General features: G+C 66.9%; 21 protein-coding genes, 1 tRNA gene and 1 other RNA gene. 13 read left to right on the top strand and 10 right to left on the bottom strand.

All coding sequences use genetic code 11. The features are described 5' to 3' along the window. Window positions 1–7: 7 nt before the first annotated feature. Entirely contained in the window at window positions 8–340 is a 333-nt protein-coding gene (locus N4S67_RS25050) for a YbaB/EbfC family nucleoid-associated protein (RefSeq protein WP_390893510.1), read from the bottom strand. A 129-nt stretch (window positions 341–469) separates the two neighbouring features. On the opposite strand from N4S67_RS25050, the gene N4S67_RS25045 reads away from it, so the two are divergent. Further along, window positions 470–1,204 carry an Rv3717 family N-acetylmuramoyl-L-alanine amidase gene (locus N4S67_RS25045; protein WP_390893524.1) on the top strand — a complete coding sequence of 245 codons (735 nt, stop codon included), beginning with the start codon at window positions 470–472 and terminating at the stop codon, window positions 1,202–1,204. Between the two features lie 9 nt (window positions 1,205–1,213). On the opposite strand, the gene N4S67_RS25040 is transcribed toward N4S67_RS25045, so the two are convergent. Further along, window positions 1,214–1,654 carry an SRPBCC family protein gene (locus tag N4S67_RS25040; RefSeq protein ID WP_260995710.1) on the bottom strand — a complete coding sequence of 147 codons (441 nt, stop codon included), beginning with the start codon at window positions 1,652–1,654 and terminating at the stop codon, window positions 1,214–1,216. A gap of 63 nt (window positions 1,655–1,717) precedes the next feature. Here N4S67_RS25040 and N4S67_RS25035 point away from each other — a divergent pair, with 63 nt between their 5' ends. Together N4S67_RS25035 and N4S67_RS25030 are read left to right on the top strand one after the other, a co-directional pair. After that, a complete protein-coding gene (locus N4S67_RS25035; RefSeq protein ID WP_260995709.1) occupies window positions 1,718–3,109 on the top strand; it encodes an FAD-binding oxidoreductase in 1,392 nt (463 codons plus the stop codon). Then, entirely contained in the window at window positions 3,106–4,419 is a 1,314-nt protein-coding gene (locus tag N4S67_RS25030; protein WP_260995708.1) for a class I SAM-dependent methyltransferase, read from the top strand. Before N4S67_RS25035 ends, N4S67_RS25030 begins: the two co-directional genes overlap by 4 nt. A gap of 2 nt (window positions 4,420–4,421) precedes the next feature. Here the strand turns inward: N4S67_RS25030 and N4S67_RS25025 are convergent, their stop codons facing one another. The 3 genes from N4S67_RS25025 to ffs form a co-directional block, all read right to left on the bottom strand. After that, window positions 4,422–6,305 carry a DNA polymerase III subunits gamma/tau gene (locus N4S67_RS25025; protein WP_260995707.1) on the bottom strand — a complete coding sequence of 628 codons (1,884 nt, stop codon included), beginning with the start codon at window positions 6,303–6,305 and terminating at the stop codon, window positions 4,422–4,424. Between the two features lie 39 nt (window positions 6,306–6,344). Then, entirely contained in the window at window positions 6,345–7,628 is a 1,284-nt protein-coding gene (locus N4S67_RS25020; protein ID WP_260995706.1) for an aminotransferase class I/II-fold pyridoxal phosphate-dependent enzyme, read from the bottom strand. A gap of 28 nt (window positions 7,629–7,656) precedes the next feature. Then, an RNA gene (gene ffs, locus N4S67_RS25015) (signal recognition particle sRNA small type) lies at window positions 7,657–7,751 on the bottom strand. Between the two features lie 68 nt (window positions 7,752–7,819). On the opposite strand from ffs, the gene N4S67_RS25010 reads away from it, so the two are divergent. The 3 genes from N4S67_RS25010 to N4S67_RS25000 all read left to right on the top strand — a co-directional run bounded on the left by N4S67_RS25010 (window position 7,820) and on the right by N4S67_RS25000 (window position 9,848). After that, window positions 7,820–7,905 (top strand) — tRNA-Ser (locus tag N4S67_RS25010). Between the two features lie 72 nt (window positions 7,906–7,977). Then, entirely contained in the window at window positions 7,978–8,790 is an 813-nt protein-coding gene (locus N4S67_RS25005; RefSeq protein ID WP_260995705.1) for a hypothetical protein, read from the top strand. 29 nt (window positions 8,791–8,819) lie between these two features. Then, window positions 8,820–9,848, top strand: coding sequence for a S1C family serine protease (locus tag N4S67_RS25000; protein WP_260995704.1), 1,029 nt, complete (start codon window positions 8,820–8,822; stop codon window positions 9,846–9,848). Here N4S67_RS25000 and N4S67_RS24995 read toward each other — a convergent pair. Beyond that, complete coding sequence (locus tag N4S67_RS24995; protein WP_260995703.1) at window positions 9,826–10,500, bottom strand: TetR/AcrR family transcriptional regulator; 675 nt, start codon at window positions 10,498–10,500, stop codon at window positions 9,826–9,828. The genes N4S67_RS25000 and N4S67_RS24995 overlap by 23 nt on opposite strands. 87 nt (window positions 10,501–10,587) lie before the next feature. Here N4S67_RS24995 and N4S67_RS24990 point away from each other — a divergent pair, with 87 nt between their 5' ends. Beyond that, window positions 10,588–11,655, top strand: a complete 1,068-nt coding sequence (locus N4S67_RS24990) for an NAD(P)H-dependent amine dehydrogenase family protein (RefSeq protein WP_260995702.1) — start codon at window positions 10,588–10,590, stop codon at window positions 11,653–11,655. Between the two features lie 16 nt (window positions 11,656–11,671). Here N4S67_RS24990 and N4S67_RS28000 read toward each other — a convergent pair whose 3' ends face one another. From N4S67_RS28000 to N4S67_RS24970, 3 genes are all read right to left on the bottom strand, one after another. Then, window positions 11,672–13,330 carry an Hsp70 family protein gene (locus tag N4S67_RS28000; protein WP_313959985.1) on the bottom strand — a complete coding sequence of 553 codons (1,659 nt, stop codon included), beginning with the start codon at window positions 13,328–13,330 and terminating at the stop codon, window positions 11,672–11,674. 70 nt (window positions 13,331–13,400) lie between these two features. Next, on the bottom strand, window positions 13,401–14,453 hold the full coding sequence (gene ligD, locus N4S67_RS24975; RefSeq protein ID WP_260995701.1) for a non-homologous end-joining DNA ligase: 1,053 nt from the start codon (window positions 14,451–14,453) through the stop codon (window positions 13,401–13,403). Further along, the gene (locus N4S67_RS24970; protein WP_260995700.1) at window positions 14,453–15,508 is read right to left on the bottom strand and encodes an ATP-dependent DNA ligase; all 1,056 of its coding nucleotides are present in this window, start codon (window positions 15,506–15,508) and stop codon (window positions 14,453–14,455) included. The genes ligD and N4S67_RS24970 overlap by 1 nt, the downstream gene beginning before the upstream one ends. A 56-nt stretch (window positions 15,509–15,564) precedes the next feature. Between N4S67_RS24970 and N4S67_RS24965 the strand changes: the two genes are divergently transcribed. From N4S67_RS24965 to gluQRS, 6 genes are all read left to right on the top strand, one after another. Next, window positions 15,565–16,629, top strand: a complete 1,065-nt coding sequence (locus tag N4S67_RS24965; RefSeq protein ID WP_260995832.1) for an ATP-dependent DNA ligase — start codon at window positions 15,565–15,567, stop codon at window positions 16,627–16,629. Between the two features lie 56 nt (window positions 16,630–16,685). Then, entirely contained in the window at window positions 16,686–17,147 is a 462-nt protein-coding gene (locus tag N4S67_RS24960) for a hypothetical protein (protein ID WP_260995699.1), read from the top strand. An 86-nt stretch (window positions 17,148–17,233) separates the two neighbouring features. Then, on the top strand, window positions 17,234–18,373 hold the full coding sequence (locus N4S67_RS24955) for an MFS transporter (RefSeq protein WP_260995698.1): 1,140 nt from the start codon (window positions 17,234–17,236) through the stop codon (window positions 18,371–18,373). Then, window positions 18,370–18,999, top strand: a complete 630-nt coding sequence (locus N4S67_RS24950) for an MBL fold metallo-hydrolase (protein WP_260995697.1) — start codon at window positions 18,370–18,372, stop codon at window positions 18,997–18,999. The genes N4S67_RS24955 and N4S67_RS24950 overlap by 4 nt, the downstream gene beginning before the upstream one ends. A gap of 30 nt (window positions 19,000–19,029) precedes the next feature. Then, window positions 19,030–19,398 (top strand): hypothetical protein, encoded by a 369-nt coding sequence (locus N4S67_RS24945; protein WP_260995696.1) that lies wholly within the window; start codon window positions 19,030–19,032, stop codon window positions 19,396–19,398. Between the two features lie 13 nt (window positions 19,399–19,411). Continuing rightward, complete coding sequence (gene gluQRS / locus N4S67_RS24940) at window positions 19,412–20,281, top strand: tRNA glutamyl-Q(34) synthetase GluQRS (protein ID WP_260995695.1); 870 nt, start codon at window positions 19,412–19,414, stop codon at window positions 20,279–20,281. A gap of 82 nt (window positions 20,282–20,363) precedes the next feature. Here the strand turns inward: gluQRS and N4S67_RS24935 are convergent, their stop codons facing one another. Continuing rightward, window positions 20,364–21,680 (bottom strand): acetyl-CoA hydrolase/transferase family protein, encoded by a 1,317-nt coding sequence (locus N4S67_RS24935; RefSeq protein WP_260995694.1) that lies wholly within the window; start codon window positions 21,678–21,680, stop codon window positions 20,364–20,366. Window positions 21,681–21,718 lie beyond the last annotated feature (38 nt).

Genomic DNA, 21,718 nt, shown 5'->3' with positions numbered 1-21,718 from the left:
GCGAAAACTAGAGGCCCGGAATACCGAGGTTGCCCATTCCGCCTGCCAGCGGCCCCAGGCGGTCGTGCGCCATGATGGTGACCTGCTTGGACGCGTCGCCGATGGCGCCGACGATCAGATCCTGCAGGGTCTCGATGTCCTCGGGGTCGACCACCTTCGGGTCGATCGACACCGCGACCACCTCGCCGCTGCCCTTCATGGTGACCTGCACCAGGCCTCCGCCCGCCTGGCCGTGCACCTCGGCGTTGGCCAGCGATTCCTGCGCTTCCATCAGCTGTTGCTGCACCTGCTGCGCCTGGGCGAGGAGCGCCGACATATCGGGCTGGCCTCCTGGTTGCATGACAGTCCCCTTGCGTATTGGTTTCGACTTGGTCTCTGTCGCCCGCGCACGGCGGTTTGGCCTTTCAGCCTAGTCGCGACTGCGGCTACGGTGGCGCCCGTGCCAGCCCCCCTGCGTGTCGGGCCCACCATGGCAATGCGCATCTGCGCCTCGGTGGCCGCCAGTCTGATCCTCGTCGCGTCGACGCTCGTCAGCCCGGCGTATGCCGCACCGGCCAACATCGCCGGCAAGATCGTGTTCCTCGATCCCGGCCACAACGGCGCCAACGACGCCTCGATCAGCCGTCAGGTGCCGACCGGGCGCGGCGGAACGAAGGACTGCCAGGCCAGCGGCACCTCCACCGACGACGGCTTCGCCGAGCACACGTTCGCCTGGGAGACCACGCTACGCATCCGCGCGGCGCTGACCGCACTCGGCGTACGAACCGCGATGTCACGCGGCGACGACACCGGGGTGGGCCCCTGCGTCGACGAGCGTGCCGCGATGGCCAACTCGCTGCGGCCCAACGCGATCGTCAGCATCCACGCTGACGGCGGCCCCCCGACGGGGCGCGGATTCCACGTCTTGTACTCGTCCCCGCCGCTCAACGACGCGCAGGCCGGGCCCTCGCCACGGTTCGCCGCGATCATGCGCGACCAGCTGCAGGCGGCCGGCTTCGTTCCGTCCACCTATATCGGCAGCGCAGGACTGAACCCGCGGTCCGACATCGCCGGGCTCAACCTGGCCCAGTACCCGTCCATCCTCGTCGAACTGGGGAACATGAAGAACCCGGTCGACTCGGCGCTGATGAAAACGCCCGATGGTAGGCAGAAGTATGCCGACGCCGTCGTGCGCGGCATCGCGGGCTTCCTGGGCGCCACGTAAAGCGGCCGGTTACCGGCCCTCAACCTGCTTTTTGAGGTTCTCCAGCACCTCGGCCTGGATTTTCTTCAGGCCCAGCGGCGCGAACGTCTTCTCGAAGAAACCACCGATGCCTCCGGCACCCTGCCACGACGTCTTGACCGTGACCGACGAGCCGTTGCCCGCGGGCGCGACGGTCCAGTTGGTGACCATCGACGAGTTGGCGTCCTTCTCGATGACGGTGTGCCCCGCGACGTCGACGGTCGCCTTCACGTCACGCACCCGCGACTTGGTGGCCTGTAACTTCCACGTCACGACGGTGCCTGCGCCCTGACCGCCCTCGAGTACCTGATAACCGCTGTAGTGCGAGGACAGAATCTTCGGACGTACGGTCGCGTAATCCGCGACGGCGGCAAGGACTGTTTCCGCCTGGGCGTCGATCAACACAGTGCTGGACGCGCTGACCTGAGACATCTTGCACTCCTGTTTTGTGTCTGTGCGGTCGCATCGGCTGCGGCCGCCGACTAGCGTATATGCGTGTCTGTTGTGAAAACCGACGCACAGGGGGCTCATGCCCATGGTGTGCAGCGCCTCGTAGCCAGTTATCGGGCGATTCCACCGGACGCCACTGTGCGGCTCGCCAAACCCACCTCGAACCTGTTTCGGGCCCGCGCCAAGACGGCGACGAAGGGCCTCGACGTGTCGGGGCTGACCAACGTCATCGCCGTCGACCCCGACGCGCGCACCGCAGATGTGGCGGGCATGTGCACCTACGAGGATCTGGTCGCCGCCACACTGCCGTATGGGCTGGCACCGCTGGTGGTGCCGCAGCTCAAGACCATCACCCTCGGTGGTGCAGTGACAGGGCTGGGCATCGAGTCGACGTCGTTCCGCAACGGACTGCCGCACGAGTCGGTGCTGGAGATGGACATTCTGACCGGCACCGGCGAGGTGCTCACCGCCAGCCGCGACGTCCATCCCGAGCTTTTCAGGGCGTTCCCGAACTCGTACGGCACTCTGGGCTATTCGGTTCGCATCAAGATCGAGCTGGAGGGTGTTAAGCCATTCGTCGCCTTGCGGCACTTGCGTTTCCATTCACTTGACGACATGGTCGTGGCGATGGACCGCATCATCGAGACCGGCGGCCACGACGGCACGCCGGTCGACTATCTCGACGGTGTCGTGTTCTCCGCCGACGAGAGCTATTTGACGCTCGGCTTTCAGACTTCGGCTCCCGGACCGGTCAGCGACTACACCGGTCAGCAGATCTACTACCGCTCGATTCAGCACGCCGACGGCGAGAAGCACGATCGGCTCACCATCCACGACTATCTATGGCGGTGGGACACCGACTGGTTCTGGTGCTCACGGGCTTTCGGTGCGCAGAACCCGCGCATTCGGCCGTGGTGGCCCAGGCGATTGCGGCGCAGCAGCTTCTACTGGAAGCTCATCGCCTACGACAGGCGCTTCGACATCGCCGATCGCATCGAGAAGCGCAACGGCCGCCCGCCGCTGGAGCGCGTCGTCCAAGACATCGAGGTGCCGATCGAGCGGACCGCCGAGTTCCTGCATTGGTTCCTGGCCAACGTGCCGATAGAGCCGATTTGGCTGTGCCCGTTACGCCTTCGCGACACCGCTGGATCGGAGGGCGGCTGGCCGCTGTACCCGATCCGGCCGAACCGGACTTACGTCAACGTCGGCTTCTGGTCGTCGGTGCCTGCGGGACCGAACGAGGGCCATACGAATAGGCTGATCGAAACGAAGGTCAGCGAGCTCGACGGACACAAGTCTCTGTATTCCGATGCGTACTACGGCAAGGAGGAGTTCGACGAACTCTACGGCGGCGAGATCTACAAGACCGTCAAGAAGACCTACGACCCGGATTCACGTCTCCTCGATTTGTATGCGAAGGCGGTGCAACGACAATGACGACTTTCAAGGACTATTCGGCTGACGCGACGGACAGGAAGCTCACCCTTGCCGAGATCCTGGAGATCTTCGCCGCGGGCCAGCAGCCACTGAGATTCACCGCCTACGACGGCAGTACGGCGGGGCCGGACGACGCCGAGTTGGGTCTGGATCTCCTGACGCCGCGCGGCACCACCTATCTGGCCACCGCTCCCGGCGAACTCGGCCTCGCCCGCGCCTACGTGTCGGGCAATCTGGAGATGCACGGCGTGCACCCCGGTGATCCCTACGACCTGCTGCGGGCGCTGGCCGACAAGCTGGACTTCAAGATGCCGCCCGCACGCGTACTGGCCAACATCGTCCGCACCATCGGCATCGAGCACCTCAAGCCGATCTCGCCGCCACCGCAGGAGGCGCTGCCGCGCTGGCGTCGCATCGCGGAAGGTCTGCGGCACAGCAGAACTCGTGATGCCGAGGCAATTCACCACCATTACGACGTCTCGAACACGTTCTACGAATGGGTGCTCGGCCCGTCGATGACCTACACGTGCGCCTGCTACCCCGACCCCGACGCCACGCTCGAAGAGGCGCAGGAGAACAAGTACCGCCTGGTCTTCGAGAAGTTGCGGCTCAAACCCGGCGACCGGTTGCTCGACGTGGGCTGCGGCTGGGGCGGCATGGTCCGTTACGCGGCCCGCCACGGCGTCAAGGCCATCGGCGTCACGCTGTCGAAGGAGCAGGCCGAGTGGGCGCGCAATGCCATTGAGGCACAAGGGCTCGGCGACCTCGCCGAGGTGCGGCACGGCGACTACCGCGACGTGCGGGAGTCCGGCTTCGACGCGGTGTCGTCGATCGGTCTGACCGAACACATCGGCGTGCAGAACTACCCCTCGTACTTCCGCTTCCTGAAGTCGAAGATGCGCACCGGGGCCCTGCTGCTCAACCACTGCATCACCCGCCACGACAACCGCACCGGCGCCACCGCAGGCGGTTTCATCGACCGGTACGTCTTCCCGGACGGCGAGCTGACCGGCTCCGGGCGGATCATCACCGAAGCCCAGGACGTCGGCCTCGAGGTCGTGCACGAGGAGAATCTGCGCAATCACTACGCGTTGACGCTGCGCGACTGGTGCCGCAATCTCGTCGAGCACTGGGACGAGGCGGTCGAAGAGGTCGGCCTGCCCACGGCCAAGGTGTGGGGGCTGTACATGGCCGGCTCACGGATCGGCTTCGAGACCAATGTCGTTCAGCTGCACCAGGTTCTGGCGGTCAAGCTGGACTCGCACGGCAACGACGGTGGACTGCCGCTACGACCCTGGTGGACGGCCTGACCCTAGGCGCTGCCGTCGATGCGACGCGCGCCCAACTCGCTCTGCAGTAGCTCGAGCGCGGCCTCCTCGGGGTCGCGCCGTGGGGCATTGGACGTGTCGTTGCCGGCCTCGGCCAGCATGTCCTCTTCGTCGTCGTCACGATGCGCTGGTGCTGCGGCGGCCGGCTTGGCTTCGGCCTGAGGTGGCGACGCGGCACCCGCTTCGCAGCGAATCTTCCAGTCGACACCGAGCGCGTCCTTGAGCGCTTCGCGGATGACGTCGGAGTTGCGTTGTTCGACAAGACGTTTGGCCAACGGGGCGGACTCGTGGCTGAGAACCAACGTGTCGCCCTCGACAGCTCGCACGATGGCTCCGGCCAGCATGACCTCGGTGGTACGGCTGCGCTGACGCACCTTCTCCCGCACCGTCGTCCACATGCTGCGCACGGCCGCCGCATTCGGCTCTGTGGTCAGCGCGGCGGGCGGCGGCGCCTCGACCACCGGATCGGAGGGCGGCCGCACCGGTGGGGGCGACGGTGGCTTGTCCTCTTCTGTGGGCGGCGGGGGCGCGGCGGGCTCGGCCTTGACGGGCGCAGGTGTGGCCTTGGGCGGCGGCGGCGCCTTGGGCTCCGCGGCCTTGGGCTCAGGAGCCTTGGTCTCCGTGGCCTTGGTCTCTTCGGACTTCGGCTCCGGCGCCTGGCTCTTGCGAGTGAACTGCTCTGGCGCCATGGCCTGTTCACCGTCGGGGATCGACATGTCGAGCCGGGTCTCGATGCGTTCGACACGCTGCAGCAGCGCCGCCTCGGTGTCGCTCGCCGACGGCAGCAGCAGCCGGGCGCACACCACCTCGAGCAGCAGTCGAGGCGCGGTCGCGCCACGCATCTCCCCCAGTCCGGAGTGCACCACCTCGGCGAAGCGGGTCAGCGTGGCGGTCCCGAGTCCTCTCGCCTGCTCACGCATCCGCTCCAGGACGTCCTCGGGCCCGTCGACGACGCCGCGGGCGACCGCGTCAGGCACCGACTGCAGCACGATCAGATCGCGGAATCGCTCGAGCAGATCGGTCGCGAACCGGCGCGGGTCGTGGCCGGCGTCGATCACCGCCTCGACCGCGCCGAACAAGGCTGCGGCGTCGGCGGCCGCGAGCGCATCGACCGCAACGTCGATCAGAGCGACGTCCGTCGCGCCGAGCAGCGACAGCGCCCGCCGGTACTCCACCCGATTGTTGTCGGCGCCCGCCAGTAGCTGATCGAGCACCGACAACGTGTCGCGCGGCGACCCACCGCCTGCGCGAATCACCAACGGGTACACCGCGTCGTCGACCGTGACATCCTCGGACGCGCAGATGCGCTCCAGCAGCGAGCGCATGGTGCGCGGCGCCAGCAGCCGGAACGGGTAGTGGTGAGTGCGCGACCGGATGGTCGGCAGCACCTTTTCAGGTTCGGTGGTGGCGAACACGAAGATCAGGTGGTCCGGCGGCTCCTCGACGATCTTCAGCAGCGCGTTGAATCCGGCCGTGGTGACCATGTGCGCCTCGTCAACGATGAAGATCCGATACCGCGACTGGGCAGGCGCGTAGAACGCGCGGTCGCGCAGTTCTCGAGTGTCGTCGACACCGCCGTGGCTGGCCGCGTCGAGTTCGACCACATCGACGTTGCCCGGCCCGTTCGGGGCCAGCGCCACACACGAGTCGCATACGCCGCAGGGTGTGGGGGTGGGGCCGTCAGCGCAGTTCAGCGAGCGGGCCAGGATGCGTGCCGACGACGTCTTGCCGCAGCCACGCGGTCCAGAGAACAGGTAGGCATGGTTGATCCGATGGGCCGACAGCGCAGTGGACAGCGGCTCGGTGACATGCTCCTGCCCGATGACCTCAGCGAAGGTTGCCGGCCGGTACTTGCGGTAGAGCGCCACGCTCAGCAGGCTACCGATGCGGACCGACGAAACAACACGTCAGTCCCCAAGCAGCGACTCGGTCGCCGACAGCAGCGCGCAGGTGGCCAGGCCGTCGATCGCCGCCCGCAGCTCGGGCTCGGCCGGGAACGTCGGAGCAATCCGAATGTTCTTGTCTTCCGGATCTTTTCGATACGGGAACGTCGCGCCCGCCTCGGTGACCGCGATTCCCGCGTCCTTGGCCAGCGCGACCGTGCGCTTGGCCGTGCCCGGCAGCACATCGAGACTGATGAAGTAGCCGCCCTTGGGCTCAGTCCAGGACGCGATCTTCGATTCGCCGAGCCGGTCGGCGAGGATCTCGAGCACCGCGGCGAATTTCGGGGCCAGCAGCTGCTGGTGGCGCTGCATCTGCAGCCGCACCCCGTCCGCGTCGCCGAAGAACCGCAGATGCCTGAGCTGGTTGACCTTGTCGGGGCCGATCGACTTCTTGCCCGCATGCTGCAGATACCAGGCGATGTTGCCCAGCGAAGCGCCCAGGAAGCTGACCCCTGCGCCGGCGAAGGTGATCTTCGACGTCGACGCGAAGACCAGTGGGCGGTTCGGGTTGCCCGCCGCCTCGGCCAGCCCGAGCACATCGACGTTGCGGACGAAGTCGTGTGTCAGGGTGTGCACCGCGTAGGCGTTGTCCCACATCAATCGGAAATCGCTTGCAGCCGTTCGCATCTGAACAAGCCGCCGCACCGCCTCCCACGAGTAGGTGACACCGGTCGGATTGGAGTACACCGGAACGCACCACATGCCCTTGATCGCCGGATCGGCTGCGACGAGCTCTTCGATCAGGTCGACGTCGGGCCCGTCTTCCTGCATGGGCACCATGATCATCTCGATCCCGAGGCTCTCGGTGATCGCGAAGTGGCGGTCATAGCCCGGTGACGGGCACAGGAACTTCAGCGCGGGCTCCTGGATCCAGGGCTTGGTCGAGTCGACGCCGCCGTGCAGCATGGAGAACACCACCACGTCGTGCATCAGTTCCAGACTGGCGTTGTTGCCGGCGATCAGGTTCTGCACCGGAATGCCCAGCAGCTCGCCGAAGATGGCCCTCAGCTCCGGCAGCCCGTGCAGCCCGCCGTAGTTGCGAGTGTCGGTCCCATCGCCGTCCTTGAAGGCGTCGGGCCCGTTCCCCGGAAGGCCGAGCAGCGCGTTCGACAGATCCAGCTGGGCAGGAGCCGGCTTGCCGCGGGTCAGGTCGAGCTTGAGGCCCTTGGCCTGCAGCTCGGCGTAGTTCCGTTTCTGCTGCTCGTACTGCGCGGAGAGTTCATCTCGGCCGAGCGACAGAAACGACACGGGGCGCCTTTCGACTGAAGCGAGAAAAAGAAGGGGACCCCGCGCACCCGCCAGAGCCCATTGACCCTTGCTGCCTTCCGGCCCTGGGGGAGTTCACAGGATGGACGCCGCGCGGGGTCCACGGCGAGTCTAATACGAACCCCGCGAGGATCTGGACGGGCGCTGGTGCCTGGTCGGCTACCATGGCCCGCGGAGGATTCGCCTAGTGGCCTATGGCGCTCGCCTGGAACGCGGGTTGGGTTAATAGCCCTCGCGGGTTCAAATCCCGCATCCTCCGCACTCGGTCCGGGATGCGACCAGCGACCGACGTCCTGGTCGCACCCGGACCAATCAAGCATCAAGGAGGGGCATGAGCCGCACCGTCGCGGTGATCTGGCACGCATCGTTCTGCATCGTCGCCGGTGTCCTGTACTTCTTCTTCGTCATGCCCCGCATGCCGGAGCTCCTGGGCGACACCTCACACACGCTGGGCACCGCGCTGCGCATCGTGGTCGGGGCGCTGATCGGCCTGGCCGCGATACCGGTGGCGCTCACGCTGCAGCGCACCCGCAAGCCCGAGTTGGGCGTGCCGCAGCTCGCGTTGACGCTGCGCATGTGGTCGATCGTGCTGCACGTGCTGGCCGCCGTGCTGATCATCGCTGCGGCGATCAGTGAGATCTGGCTGTCGCTCGACTCGGCGGGACAGTGGCTGTTCGGCATCTACGGCGCAGCCGCGGCCATCGCGCTGCTCGGCCTCTTCGCCTTCTACCTGGCGTTCGTCGCCGAAATGCCGCCGCCCCCGCCGAAAGCGCTCAAGCCCAAGACCGAGAAGCAGCGGCGAGGCAGGCGCAAGGGCGCGGCAGCAGACACGGCCGCGGACGAGCCGCAGGGCGCCGACGATCCTTCCGCCGACTCGCCTGCCGAGTCTGCAAAGCCTGCCGAGCCTGCCGACGACGACGAGGACTCCACCACCGAGGTCTCCGAGCCCGAGTCGACGGCCGTCGAGCCGCAGTCCACCGCCGAGGAAGCCGGCGTGGATGAGACCCCCGCGCCCGAGGCGGCCGGTGAAGCCGCTGCCGACGACGCCGACGGCGGCTTGCGCAACCGCAGGCCGTCCGGGAAGACCGAGCCGACCAGGCGTCGGCGCAGGCGGTTGCGCGGCGGAGTGGCCGTCGAGGATTAAGCGTCCTCAACTTCGGGCAGTATGGACACATGGGCTATACGCATGTCCGCCGACCGTTCGCGGCTCTGCTGACCGCGCTTGCGGTGGTATTGGCGCTGGTCGCGCCGCTGAACTCGGCGATATCGACGGCCGCACCCGCGGATCCGATCGCGGCCGCGGCATCAGTCGAACCCGCGGTGGTGCGCATCGACACCGAGATCGACTATCAGAGCGCGTTCGGCACCGGTACCGGAATCGTCCTCGACCCGGGTGGCCAGGTGCTGACGAACTTCCACGTCGTATCCGGGGCCGATCGCATCAACGCGACCGTCGCGGGGCGCTCTTTCCCAGCTGAGCTGGTCGGTTACGACCGTCGGCGGGACATCGCCGTGCTGCAACTGCTCGGTGCGGCCGGCCTGCCCGTGGCCCCAATCGGCGACTCCGCCGCGCTGGTGGAGGGCGAACCGGTGGTCGCACTGGGCAATGCCGCAGGCACCAACGCCCCGCTGACCCGGGAGGTCGGCACGGTCACCGCGTTCGGCCGTACCGTCACCGCCGAGGACACGTTGACCGGTAGTACAGACGAGCTGTCCGGACTGATCGAGTTCGCCGCTCCGGTCGTCGCAGGCGACTCCGGTGGACCCGTGGTCAACGGCGTCGGCCAGGTCGTCGGGATCACGACGGCCGCGTCGGTGAACTTTCGACTCGGCCCCGGCGGCGAGGGATTCGCCATCCCGATCAACGACGCACTGGCCATCGCCAATCAGATCCGCTCGCGGGCGCCGTCCGACTCGATCCACATCGGACCGCCAGTGCTGCTCGGCGTCGGCGTCCGCACGGCGGGACAGGAAGGGCCGGGGGTGCTCATCGCCGAGGTGCTGCGCGGTGGCCCTGCAGAGCAGGCGGGCCTGCGCAGCGGCGACGTGCTGCTGGCCCTCGACGGTGTCAGCCTGGATTCGGCCACCACGCTGACCTATGTCCTGGACCGGCACTACCCGGGCGACGTGCTCGATCTGACGTGGGTCGACGGCACGGGGCAGCAGCGCACCGGCAAGGTCACTCTGACACCGCCGGTCTAGCAGCGAGTATCCGCTCCAGCCCAGCGATCACCGAGTTCAGTTCGAACGTGAACTGGATGTCGGCGTCGTGCCGCTTCGGTTCGGCGGTGGCGAGCACGCGGCGCAGCGCCGGATAGGTGTTCTGCGGTTCGTTTTTAAGCGCTGCAGTGGTCTGCGCCCGATGCCGATGCACGCCGGATGCGGTCTGCGCGACGACGGTGTGGGCAGCCGACTGAGCGATATTCGACGCCGCGGTCAGTCCGCAGCGCGCGGCCTCGGGGTCCAGTCCCGCAGCCAGCAGCGCATCGAGCACCCGATCCGCCAGCGCGAGTGCCGCCGAGGCGGAAAGTCCGCGGAGGCGGGTGAAGTCGGTCGCCGTCCCCACCTGGATCAGACCGTCGCGAAAAGCTACGGCGTAGGCGCGCAACACTTTTCGCCAGTCGTCGTCGACGGGTAACTCGACGCGGTCGAGTTCGCGTTCGAACTGGTCGAGCACCACAAGGGTCAGCAGGCCCTCGCGATCGCCGACGTAATAGTGCAGGGCTTTACGACTGACGCCGAGCGCATCGGCCACCGCCTGCATCGTCAGGTCCCTGGTCGCGACGCGTCGGGCCGCCGCGACGATCTGGTCCTGACTGATCCGGGGTGGACGTCCCCTGGTCCGGTCGCTCATCAAGGCCAGCCTATGCGCACCGCGGTGAATTTTCGCCGGTCGGCAAAAAACGCTACGCGCCCATCCGCGCTTCCCTATGCTGTGCGCGTGCCCAACACTCCCTACCGCGTCGTGCAGTGGACCACCGGCAATGTCGGAAAGAGCTCGGTCGAAGCGATCGCGAAGAACCTAAACTACGAACTCGTCGGCCTCTACGCCTGGTCGAAGGACAAAGCCGGCAAGGACGCCGGTGAACTGGCAGGTATCGGCGCTCTCGGTGTCAAGGCCACCAACGACGTCGACGCGCTGCTCGCACTGAAACCGGATGTGGTTGTTTACAACCCGATGTGGATCGACGTCGACGAACTGGTCCGCATACTGGAGGCCGGCGTGAACGTGGTCGCCTCCGCGTCCTTCATCACCGGGCACAACCTGGGCGACGGGCGCGACAAGCTCGCGCAGGCCTGCCAACGAGGCGGTTCGACGCTGTTCGGCTCGGGCGTCAGCCCCGGGTTCGCCGAGCTGCTGGCGATCGTGGCCGCGACGTCGTGCGACCGGGTCGACAAGGTCACCATCGCCGAATCCGCCGACACCACGCTGTATGACTCACCCGACACAGAGCGGCCGACCGGTTTCGGCACCGCGATCGACGACCCTGCCCTGCAGCCGATGGCCGAGAAGGGAACCGCCGTGTTCGCCGAGGCCGTGCGCCTGGTCGCCGACTCGCTCGGCGTCGAGCTCGACGAGATCAAGTGTGTGTCCGAATATGCCCAGACGACACAGGATCTGGAGATGGCGTCGTGGACCATACCCGCAGGCCACGTTGCGGGCGTGTATGCCAGCTGGCAGGGAATCGTCGACGGTAAGACCGTCATCGACATCAACGTGCGGTGGAAGAAGGGCACCACGCTGGAACCCGACTGGCAGCTCGACGGCGACGGCTGGAAGATCACCATCGACGGCCGGCCGACGGTCAACATGGCTGTCGGCTTCCTGCCACCGCAGGACATGATCGAGAACGCCAAGACGATCGAGGACTTCTTCGTGCTCGGCCACATCATGACCGCGATGCCGCCGATTCATGCGATCCCTGCGGTGGTCGCGGCCGCGCCGGGCATCGCGACCTACACCGACCTGCCGCTGCCTCAGGCGCGCGGCGTCGTGCCGAGGGCTTAGCGCCCGCCCGCGACTCTCAGCCCCTCACCTGCATGACGACTGCCTGCAGGCGGGCATTCGGTGGCCCCTCGACCACGACGTCCTTGAGGATTTTGGCCTGGTCCTTCTGCACGGTGAATTCGCCCCTCTGGGGTTGGTGTCCCCCGGTCACCTCATAGAACACCGTGAATGGTGTCTCCGGCAGGGGGTGCAGGCCAATGTATTTCGGTTCGATCGTGTACTTGTACGCACACAGGTTGTCCGGCGCGCATGTCTGGTCGGTGACGATCACGTTGACGTTGAATTCGATCGGGGTGGGCACCTTGGGCGACGGAGGCGCCAGCGTCGTGCGCGGTGCGGCGGCCTGCGGCGTCTGAGACGTCAGACTGCCGAAGATCATCACCGCCGCGATGCCGACCGCGCTGGCCACGATGGCGAACAATGCCAAGCCCGCTGCCCACCTGCGCATCGTTCTCGTGACGCGGATGCGACGACGCGACGTCTCAGGGGCGGGCTGAGCTGTCGCCCCGCCTCGTGCCCACCGATGCTTCGGGCTCTTCGGGACCGGAAGTGGCGGGGGCTTGATGGACTCCCACTGTTGCGGCGTCGTTTCGGTGCGTAGGGCGCCGTGGGTGAGGACGCTTCTGGAGTCGGCGAGGACGTGGACGCGACCAAGGGCGGCGAGCCGGCTCTGGATCAACGGGATTCGCGTACAGCCACCGGTCAGGTGAATGGTGACCGGGGCGTCGGCCGGGCGGATCGTCTGCGCTTGGTAGAGAACACTTTCGGTAAGTCTGACGGCGCGCTCGATGGCGGGGCCGATCAACGTCTCGAACTCCTCGCGCGTCAGTTGCAGCACTTCGGTGCCTGTACCGGACACCACGATCCCGGTGGAGTACACCGTGGAAAGTGCCTCTTTCGCAGCGCCGATACTGTCGGCCAACCGGAGTCGGGCGGCGACGTTCTCGGAGTTCGACATTTCGGCCGCCAGCGCGGGATTGACGTTGCCCAGCTCGCGCATCACCCACGCATGGAGGCGGGCATCGAGGTCCAAACCGCCCACGCCGTCCAGTCCGTCGGCGGCGACCACGGCGAAGGTGCCGTCGGACTGCTTGTCCAGCACAGCCACACCGCAGGTGCCGGCGCCGCAGTCGAAGATCGCGATGCGGGTACCGGGTGGATGTTCGACACCGGTTGCGGTGTAGAACCCCGCTGCCGCAGTAGCTTCAGCGACCAGGCGCACCCGGTTCAGGTCGATGCCGGCGACCTCACCCGCCGTAGCCAGCTTCTGTTGCAATTTTGGGCCCCAATGCTGGGGATGGGTGAGCACCAGGTCCTGAGGTTGCTCGCCGGTCATCTCGGCGGTTCGGCGCAACGCCTCTGCGACTACGGCACCGACCAGATCGGTCACGGGCACAAACATCTCTGCCAGCCGGACCTCGGCTTCGTCCAACCGCCGCTTGGGCCAGCGCTCGACGGCCAGTGGGTCGACGGCTGCGGCGAGCAGCGCCGCATCTCCGACCGTCAACATCCGTCCCTTGGTGCACAGCACAGCCGAGGGCATCAACAGGCCGGTGGAGGACAGCGGAATGTCGCGTATCGCCCCCGTCGGGTCGCGCAACGCCGCCGCCGTACTCGACGTGCCGAAATCCACCGATAACAAGGCCCACCCCCTGACCGCCGTGATCAACCCCATCACACAACCATCTGGCGTCGGGTGATGTCGAACGCCACGTCTGGAGTCGCCGGGCGGCTGAGTATGTGCGTCAGCCGCCCTTGACCGCGTTGCCCTCGTCGTCCCAGTTGGCCGCGACCTTCTTGCTGGGCTGCACCCGGGGCGGCTCCCCCGGCATCTTCGGGTAGTTCGGTGGGTAGGGCAGATCACCCAGGTCGCGGTCCTCGTCGGCCGCAACCATCTCCATCAGCTTGTTGATGGACTGGGCCTTCTTGTCGATGTCCGCCCACGGATCCGGCCGTCCCGCAACGAAATCGGGCACCGTGGCGATGGTGAAGTCGTCGGGTTCGGCGCCGCGAAGCTCGTCCCACGTCAGCGGTGTCGACACCGTGGCGATCGGTGTCTTGCGCGCGGAGTACGCCGACGCGAAGGTGCGGTCGCGCGCGTTCTGGTTGTAGTCGATGAAGATGCGCTTGCCGCGCTCCTCCTTCCACCACGACGTCGTGACGGCGTCGGGCGCGCGCCGCTCGACCTCGCGTGCCAGCGCAATGCCTGCACGGCGCACGGCGATGAAGTCCCAGTCGGGCGTGATGCGCAAGAAGATGTGCACACCGCGGCCACCGGAGGTCTTTGGGTAGCCGACCAGCCCGAGTTCGTCGAGCAGCGGCTTGAGCACGTCGACCGCGATAATGCGGGCCTCCTTGAAGCCGGTGCCCGGCTGTGGGTCGAGGTCGACGCGAAGTTCGTCGGGATGCTCGGTGTCTGGACAGCGGACCTGCCACGGATGCAAAGTCACCGACCCCATCTGCGCCGCCCAGGCGATGGCCGACGGGTGGGTGATCTTGAGGGCGTCAGCGGTGCGCCCCGACGGGAACGTCACGGTGCACGTTTCGAGGTAATCGGGCCGCTTCTGCGGCACCCGCTTCTGGTAGATCTCCTCACCGTCGATGCCGTCGGGGAAGCGTTGCAGATGTACCGGACGGTCGCGCAGCAGGGCCACCATCCGGTCGGCCACCGACAGGTAGTAGTCGAAGAGCTTGCCCTTGGTGCCGTCCTTGCCCAACTTCGGAAAGTAGGGTTTGTCCCGGTTGGTAAGCCGTACCTTGACACCATCAACGTCGAGTTCTTCTGCAGGCGTTGCCATTACGTAGACTCCAGCACGTCGTAGAGGTCGTAGTTGAGCGGTACGTCGAGCTGATCGAACGTACAGCTCGCCGGTTCGCGATCCGGCCGCCACCGCACGAACTTCACCGCGTGCCGGAATCGCATGCCGTGCACGGTGTTTCCCTCCATCTGGTCGTACGCGACCTCACACACCCTCTCCGGGCGCACCGGAATCCAGCGCTTGTCGGCCGCCGAATTCCAGCGGCTCGGTTCGCCGTCGCGCACCTCGTCACCCTCGCGTAGCGGCTCCAGGTCTGCGAGCAGTTTGAGCCGGTTCTTGGCGGTGAACGAGGCTGCGCCGCCGACCATCTGCAGCTCGCCGTCGTCGCGGTAGAGGCCGAGCAGAATGGACCCGATGCCCTCGCCGCTCTTGTGAATCCGATACCCGATCGCCACGCAGTCGGCGTCACGGGCGTGCTTGACCTTGACCATCTCGCGCTTGCCCGGCAGATACGGTCCGTCGAGCCGTTTGGCGATCACGCCGTCCAGTCCCGCCCCCTCGAAGGTGTCGAGCCACTGCGTCCCGAGCTCAGGGTCCTCGGTGGTGCGGGTGACGTGGCACCACTGCTTGGTGGTCACCGCCTCGGCCAGTGCTTCTCTGCGGCTGCGAAACGGGTCTTTGAGAAGTGACGTGTCGCCGATCGCGAGCGCGTCGAAACCGATGAAGTGCGCGGGGGTCTGCTCGGACAGCATCTTGACCCGGCTTGCTGCGGGGTGCACGCGCTGGCTCAGTGACTCCCAGTCCAGCCGGATGCGCCCGCCGATGTCACGCGGCACGACGATCTCGCCGTCCAGCACGCACCGCACGGCCAACTCGTCGCGCAGTGCGTTTTCGAGTTCGGGAAAATAGCGGCCGAGTTCCTTGCCGTTGCGCGACTGCATGACGACCTTGTCGCCGTCGCGGAACACCAGCGCGCGAAAGCCGTCCCACTTCGGCTCGTAGGACCACACGCCCGCCTCAGGCGGAACGGTGGTCTGAGCCTTGGCAAGCATCGGCTCGAGCGGCGGCAGTACGGGTAGGTCCACGGTCTCCATACTCGACTAGACCGCCGACACCGGGCAATGTCACCGCAGGTGCTGGAATGGCATCGATGAAGCTGCCCGTCATGCCGCCGGTGTCCCCGATGCTGTCCAAGTCGGTGCGGTCCATTCCGCCGGACGCGTCGTACGAGCCGAAGTGGGACGGGTTCCGGTCGATCTGCTTCCGCGACGGCGGCGACGTCGAGTTGGGCAGCCGCAATGAACGACCGCTGACCCGCTACTTTCCCGAACTGGTCGCCGCGGCGGTGGCGGAGCTGCCGAAGCGGTGCGTGATCGACGGTGAGATCGTCATCGCCACCTCGAACGGCCTCGATTTCGAGGCACTGCAACAGCGCATTCACCCGGCCGAGTCCCGGGTGCGGATGCTCGCCGAGAACACCCCGGCGGCGTTCGTCGCGTTCGACCTGTTGGCCCTCGGTGACGACGACTACACCGCGCGGCCGTTCAGTGACCGCAGGGCGGTCCTCGTCGACGCGCTGCGCGACGTCGGCCCGTCGTTTCACGTCACGCCCGCCACCACCGATCCGGCGACGGCGCAGCGGTGGTTCGATGAGTTCGAGGGCGCAGGCCTGGACGGCGTGATCGCCAAACCGCTGACGATCGCCTACCAACCCGACAAACGCGTCATGTTCAAGATCAAGCACGAACGAACCGCCGATTGCGTCGTGGCCGGCTACCGCGTGCACAAGTCGGGTGACGGCGCGATCGGTTCACTTCTGCTCGGGTTGTACAAGGGCGACGGCACACTCGCATCGGTCGGCGTCATCGGCGCGTTCCCGATGGCGACACGTCGGAAGTTGTTCGACGAACTGCAACCGCTGATCGTCCCCTTCGACGAGCATCCGTGGAACTGGGCCGCCCATTTCGCCGGTGAGCGGACACCGCGCAAGAACGAAGGCTCACGGTGGAACGCAGGCAAGGACCTGTCGTTCGTGCCCCTGCGGCCGGAACGGGTGGTCGAGGTGCGCTACGACCACATGGAGGGCGAACGCTTCCGCCACACCGCGCAGTTCAACAGGTGGCGTCCCGACCGCGATCCGGTGTCCTGCACCTACGAGCAGTTGGATCAGCCGACCAGCTTCAACCTGAACGAGATCGTTCCCGGGCTGTGCTGAGGGCATATCTCGCAGTTACGTGATCCCGACGACCGAGTCCGTGCAAGGCTCGGACCATGGCGTTCATCCGCGTGACCGCACCTCTGCTCGCACTGACCGCTGCCGCCGTCGGGTTCGCCGCCCCGGCATCGGCGGACCAGCGGCTCGACGGCGACTATGCCTTCGTCAACGGCGCAACGACCAACACGTGGTCGATCAACACGCAGTGCAACCCGGAAGGCGTCTGCGGCGGGACGGTGTCGAGCTCCACCGGGATGGTCGCCAACATCAGCCGGCCAGCCGACGGGCCCTGGACGGTTGTGCGCCATGACGTCCCGAACGGCTGGACGTGTGCCAACGGGACCACCGGCCCGGCGGACGTGGTGTACGCGTTTGATCCGGCGACCCTGGCGGGGACCATCAGCAACACGTCCAAGCCGGGCACGTGTGGCGACCCCAACGCGATCAACAATCAGCAACCGGTCAGTCTGCATCTGGTCCGGCCGACCGAACTGTTTCCAGTATTCTCGTCGTCGTGACATGGCGATGTTGATTCAGATCCCGAGGTAAGACTTCCCGCCGGCTGACCGGCGCCCTGTACGCGTATCGGTTCCTCGACGACTTCGTGCTGCTGTATCCGCTGTACACGCTGCTGTTCAGCGACACAGGGCTGACGGTCTGGCAGATCTCCTCGTTGTTCGTGATCTGGTCGGTGTCGTCGATCGCGCTGGAGGTGCCCTCGGGCGCATGGGCCGACGCGTCGTCGCGGCGCGCGCTGCTGATCGGCGGGCCGCTTCTGAGCGCAGTGTCGTTCGGACTGTGGGTGGGCTGGCCGTCGTACTGGACGTTCGCACTTGGCTTTCTGCTGTGGGGGCTGAAGGGCGCGCTGACTTCGGGTGCGCTCGAGGCGCTGGTGTACGACGAACTCGCACGCGTCAGCGCGTCCTCTCGGTATGCCACGCTGATGGGCCGTGCCGAGGTGGCCGGTGTGCTGGCGGCCATGTGCTCCGGTCTGGTCGCCGCGCCGGTGTTTACCGTCGGCGGGTTCGACGCAGTCGGCGCAGCCAGCGTCGCCGTCAGTGTGATCGCCTCCCTCACGGCGATGTTGTTGCCGGAGAACAGAACCGCGGCCGCCGCAGACGAGCCCGAGTTGGGGTGGGCGAACACGTTGGCCGCTGGTGTGACCGAGGTGCGCACATCGCGCCCGGTGCGCGCCGCGGTGGTGTTCGTGGCGGTGGTCGCGTCGATCTGGGGAGCCCTCGACGAGTACACACCGCTGCTGATCGTCAGTTTCGGCACGCCGGCCGCCGATGTTGCCCTGCAGATGGTCGTCGTGTGGGCGGGGGCGGCGGCGGGCGGGCTGCTCGCGGGTCGGGCGGCGCAGCTGAGCCGACGGTCGATGTCGGCGCTGATCTGTTGCGGCGCTGTGCTGATGGCGGCCGGGGCGCTGGCCGGCCATGGGCTGAGCGTGGTGCTCCTCGCGGTGGCGTTCGGCGTGTTCCAGCTGGCGACCATCGTCGCCGACGCGCGCCTGCAGGACAGCATCTCCGGCCCTGCGCGGGCGACGGTCACCTCGCTCGCCGGGATGTCGACCGATGTGACCATGCTGTTCGTTTACACCGGCTACGCCGCGATCGCGGGCGTCGGCGGCCACGGCGCAGCATTCGCCGTACTCATGCTGCCGTACCTGACGATGGCGTTGTGGCTGGCCGTATCTCGGCGCTTGACCTCAACAAAGGTTGAGGGTGGAGGCTCTGCTTCATGAAACAAGTACTGACCGATTTGTGGGAAACCCGCACCGATTCGCCCTTCCCCGGGCTGACGACGCACGCTTATCTGTGGACCGCGCGCAATGCGCTGTTCTATTCGCCCGCAACCGACGCCGACTTCGACGAGCTCACCCAGCTCGGTGGTGTCGCCGACCAATACCTGTCGCATCGGGACGAGGCGGGTCCGATGCTGCAGCGCATCGCCGACCGCTTCGGCGCCCGACTGCACGCCCCGGTCGCCGAGTTGGTCGAGATCGGCGCGCACGCGCATATCGACGTGCCTCTCGGGAGTCGCCACGTCGACGAGAACGGTGTGGAGGTTCTTCCCGGCCCGGGACACACGCCCGGCAGCACCTGCTATCAGGTCGACGGCGCCGAAGGTACCTACTTGTTCACCGGCGACACGCTGTTTCTCAGCGACGGTGGCGAGTGGACGGCGGGCTTCATCCCCGGCATGAGTGACGCCGAGGCACTGACCTCGACGTTGCAGATGCTCGCCACCCTCACCCCGGATGTCGTGATCTCCAGCGCATTCCAGGGCCCTTCGGCCGTGCATCGCATCGACCCTGATGGCTGGTCGAACCTGGTCGAGAAGGCGATTTACAGGTTGTCCACTGTTTAGCCGACCGCAGAGGCCGGGCACTCCGAATGCATGTCTGTCACAGCATTTCAGGATCTGCCACTGGCTGACCGGGATCGCAGTTGGGACGGCGACGGCGCCGAGAAGCGCGTCCGTAAGTGGGCGGACGCCGAGGACAAGCCCAATCAGAAGTACCGCGACGCCCACGTGTGGTTCGACGGCGACAAGAAGGACAACTTCACCGCTTACAAACTGCTGATCGCCGACGTCATCGACGGCAAGCTCGAGGCGGTGCCCCGCGGCGTGATGGCGGCCGGCGCGATCATGGACGGCGCACGGGGCGGGATCGACCTGCCGGAGTCGGACGTCGACCGCGTGAAGAGCCACCTCGCGAAGTACTACAAGAAGATGGGTGAGACCGCGCCGTGGGAGCGCGACTAGCTAGATTGCAGGGGTGTCCGCAGGCAGGTTTGCGCCGAGCCCGTCGGCGGACCTGCACATCGGCAATCTGCGCACGGCGATCCTGGCCTGGTTGTTCGCCCGCGCCTCGGGCCGCCGCTTCCTGATCCGCGTCGACGACCTCGATGACCGCACCCACACCGACATCGCCCACCGACAACTCGACGACCTTGCCCGAATCGGGTTGACATGGGACGAACCACCGCAGTGGCAGACCGCGCATCCCGGTCGCTACGACAACGCCGTCGCTCAGCTGGCCGACCGCGGGCTGCTGTACGAATGTTATTGCAGCCGAAAGGATATCGCGCAGGCGCCACGGGCGCCGCATGCACCGCAGGGCGCATATCCCGGCACCTGTCGAGACCTCACCGACGCCGAACGCGAGACGCGGCGCGCCGAGACGGGCCGACCGCCCGCGCTGCGGTTACGCACCGAAACCGTCGAATACACGGTGCGCGACGTGCTGCACGGCGAATACACCGGCATCGTCGACGATTTCGTAGTCCGGCGTGGTGACGGGGTGGCCGCCTACAACCTGGCGGTCGTCGTTGACGATGCCGAACAGGACATCGATCAGGTGGTACGGGGCGATGACCTGCTGCCGTCGTCGCCCCGGCAGGCTTATCTCGCACGACTTCTGGGCCGACGCGAGCCGACGTACGCGCACGTCGCCTTGGTGCTCAACGAGGATGGTGCGCGGCTGGCCAAGCGCGACGGCGCCATCACGTTGGCCGAGATCGGCGTGCAGCGGGCGTTGACCCTGATCGCCGATTCCCTTGGTTGGCAGGCGGATAACGTCGACGAGATGCTGGCTCAGTTCGACCCGGCCCGGCTGCCGCGCGAGCCGTGGATCTTCTCCCCGTAATACCCTCTTGATCGCCGAACGTTCCTTACCGCGCGAGAAGTCAACGAAATCTCGAGTGGTACGGAACGTTCGCCGGAACTCGCTAGACCACCGGCGAGCGGCCCCTCGCCGCACGCTTGGCCGCTGCCAGTAGCTCGTTGCGGAACTGCGGGTGTGCGATCGCCGCAAGCGCCTCGCCGCGCTCGGCGACGGTCTTGCCCTCCAATTCGGCGGCCCCGTACTCGGTGACGATCACGTCGACCTGATGCCGAGGCGTGGTGATCACTGCGCCGGGGCCGAACCACGGCACGATGCGCGACTGCACCACACCGTCCTTCTCGAACGTCGAAGGCAGACAGATCAGTGAGCGGTCCGACAGCTCGAGCCCTGCGCCTGCCACGAAGTCCTCGGCCCCGCCGATGCCGCTGAACTGGTCACCTGCGATGGTGTCGGCCACGACCTGGCCCTGGATGTCGATCGCCAGCGCGCCGTTGATCGAGACCATGTCGTTGTTGGCGCCGATCTCCTCCGGCGCGTTGACGATCTCGACGGGCAGGAACGCGACGTCGGAGTTGCCGTTCAACCAGGCGTAGAGATCGGCTGAGCCGAACGCGAACGTCGTCACGCTGACCCCGTCGTAGTGGCCTTTGCGCGCGTTGGTGACCTTGCCCGCACGATGCAGCAGCATGCAGCCGTCGGTGAACATCTCACTGTGCAACCCGTAATCGCCGCCGTCGCCTTCGGCCAACCGCGTGGCGATCTGGTTGGGAATGGAGCCGATTCCCGTCTGCAGGGTGGCCCTGGGCGGAATGAACGCGACGGCGTGTTGCGCGATTGCGGTGTCGACGTCTGTGGGTTTACTCTCCGGCATCGCGAGCGGCGCGTCGGTCGAGCGGACCAGGACGTCGATCTCGTCGACGTGTAGCGCGTGCCGATGCCCGTCGCCCAGCCCCACCGTCCGCGGATACCCCTCGGACACCTCGACGACGAGCAGCCGGCCGGGATCGGCCCCGGCGCGGTGCAATTCGCCGACCGTACCGCCGGCGTGCAGCGACAGCGAGCACCAGCCGTCGGCGTCGGGCGGCGTCGCGACGGTCGTCATCACCCGAGGAGCCTGGTGCTCCAGGAGCGGCCCGAAGCGGCGGAAGTCGGCGGGCACGAACTCGATGTCGGCGCCCATGTCGCGCAGCGCGCGCTCCAGCGGACCGAAGAAGCCGGACAGATAGTGCACGCCCGGCCGCGAGAACAGTTCCGTGCCGACGGCGAGCAGCGCACCGTAGACGCGCAGCTCTGTCCAGTCCTGGCGCTGGCCCAACGCGCGCAGGAATGCCGGAGGCTGGCCTGGGCCCAGCGGGATCCCCAGCGTGTCGGTGGACTCGAGCCGCGCGGCGGCCTGCTCGGCGGTCAGCTCCTCGGGCATGGCGCGGAATATACCGGCGGAGGTGAGCAGAACTCTTT

It is taken from the genome of Mycobacterium deserti (assembly GCF_025345615.1).
GTDB lineage: Bacteria > Actinomycetota > Actinomycetes > Mycobacteriales > Mycobacteriaceae > Mycobacterium > Mycobacterium deserti.
The sequence above is the reverse complement of the archived record's forward strand: the minus strand, read 5'-3'. Positions and strand labels throughout refer to the sequence as shown.

Excerpts from the sequence above, each read along its gene's own strand:
- N4S67_RS25040 (WP_260995710.1), bottom strand. The coding sequence starts at position 1,654 with ATGTCTCAGGTCAGCGCGTCCAGCACTGTGTTGATCGACGCCCAGGCG.
- N4S67_RS24960 (WP_260995699.1), top strand. The coding sequence starts at position 16,686 with ATGGCGTTCATCCGCGTGACCGCACCTCTGCTCGCACTGACCGCTGCC.
- N4S67_RS25045 (WP_390893524.1), top strand. The coding sequence starts at position 470 with ATGGCAATGCGCATCTGCGCCTCGGTGGCCGCCAGTCTGATCCTCGTC.
- N4S67_RS25005 (WP_260995705.1), top strand. The coding sequence starts at position 7,978 with ATGAGCCGCACCGTCGCGGTGATCTGGCACGCATCGTTCTGCATCGTC.
- N4S67_RS25000 (WP_260995704.1), top strand. The coding sequence starts at position 8,820 with ATGGGCTATACGCATGTCCGCCGACCGTTCGCGGCTCTGCTGACCGCG.
- N4S67_RS25050 (WP_390893510.1), bottom strand. The coding sequence starts at position 340 with ATGCAACCAGGAGGCCAGCCCGATATGTCGGCGCTCCTCGCCCAGGCG.
- N4S67_RS28000 (WP_313959985.1), bottom strand. The coding sequence starts at position 13,330 with ATGGGGTTGATCACGGCGGTCAGGGGGTGGGCCTTGTTATCGGTGGAT.
- N4S67_RS25030 (WP_260995708.1), top strand. The coding sequence starts at position 3,106 with ATGACGACTTTCAAGGACTATTCGGCTGACGCGACGGACAGGAAGCTC.
- N4S67_RS24995 (WP_260995703.1), bottom strand. The coding sequence starts at position 10,500 with ATGAGCGACCGGACCAGGGGACGTCCACCCCGGATCAGTCAGGACCAG.
- N4S67_RS24950 (WP_260995697.1), top strand. The coding sequence starts at position 18,370 with ATGAAACAAGTACTGACCGATTTGTGGGAAACCCGCACCGATTCGCCC.
- ligD (WP_260995701.1), bottom strand. The coding sequence starts at position 14,453 with ATGGCAACGCCTGCAGAAGAACTCGACGTTGATGGTGTCAAGGTACGG.
- N4S67_RS24935 (WP_260995694.1), bottom strand. The coding sequence starts at position 21,680 with ATGCCCGAGGAGCTGACCGCCGAGCAGGCCGCCGCGCGGCTCGAGTCC.
- N4S67_RS24945 (WP_260995696.1), top strand. The coding sequence starts at position 19,030 with ATGTCTGTCACAGCATTTCAGGATCTGCCACTGGCTGACCGGGATCGC.
- N4S67_RS24965 (WP_260995832.1), top strand. The coding sequence starts at position 15,565 with ATGAAGCTGCCCGTCATGCCGCCGGTGTCCCCGATGCTGTCCAAGTCG.
- N4S67_RS24970 (WP_260995700.1), bottom strand. The coding sequence starts at position 15,508 with ATGGAGACCGTGGACCTACCCGTACTGCCGCCGCTCGAGCCGATGCTT.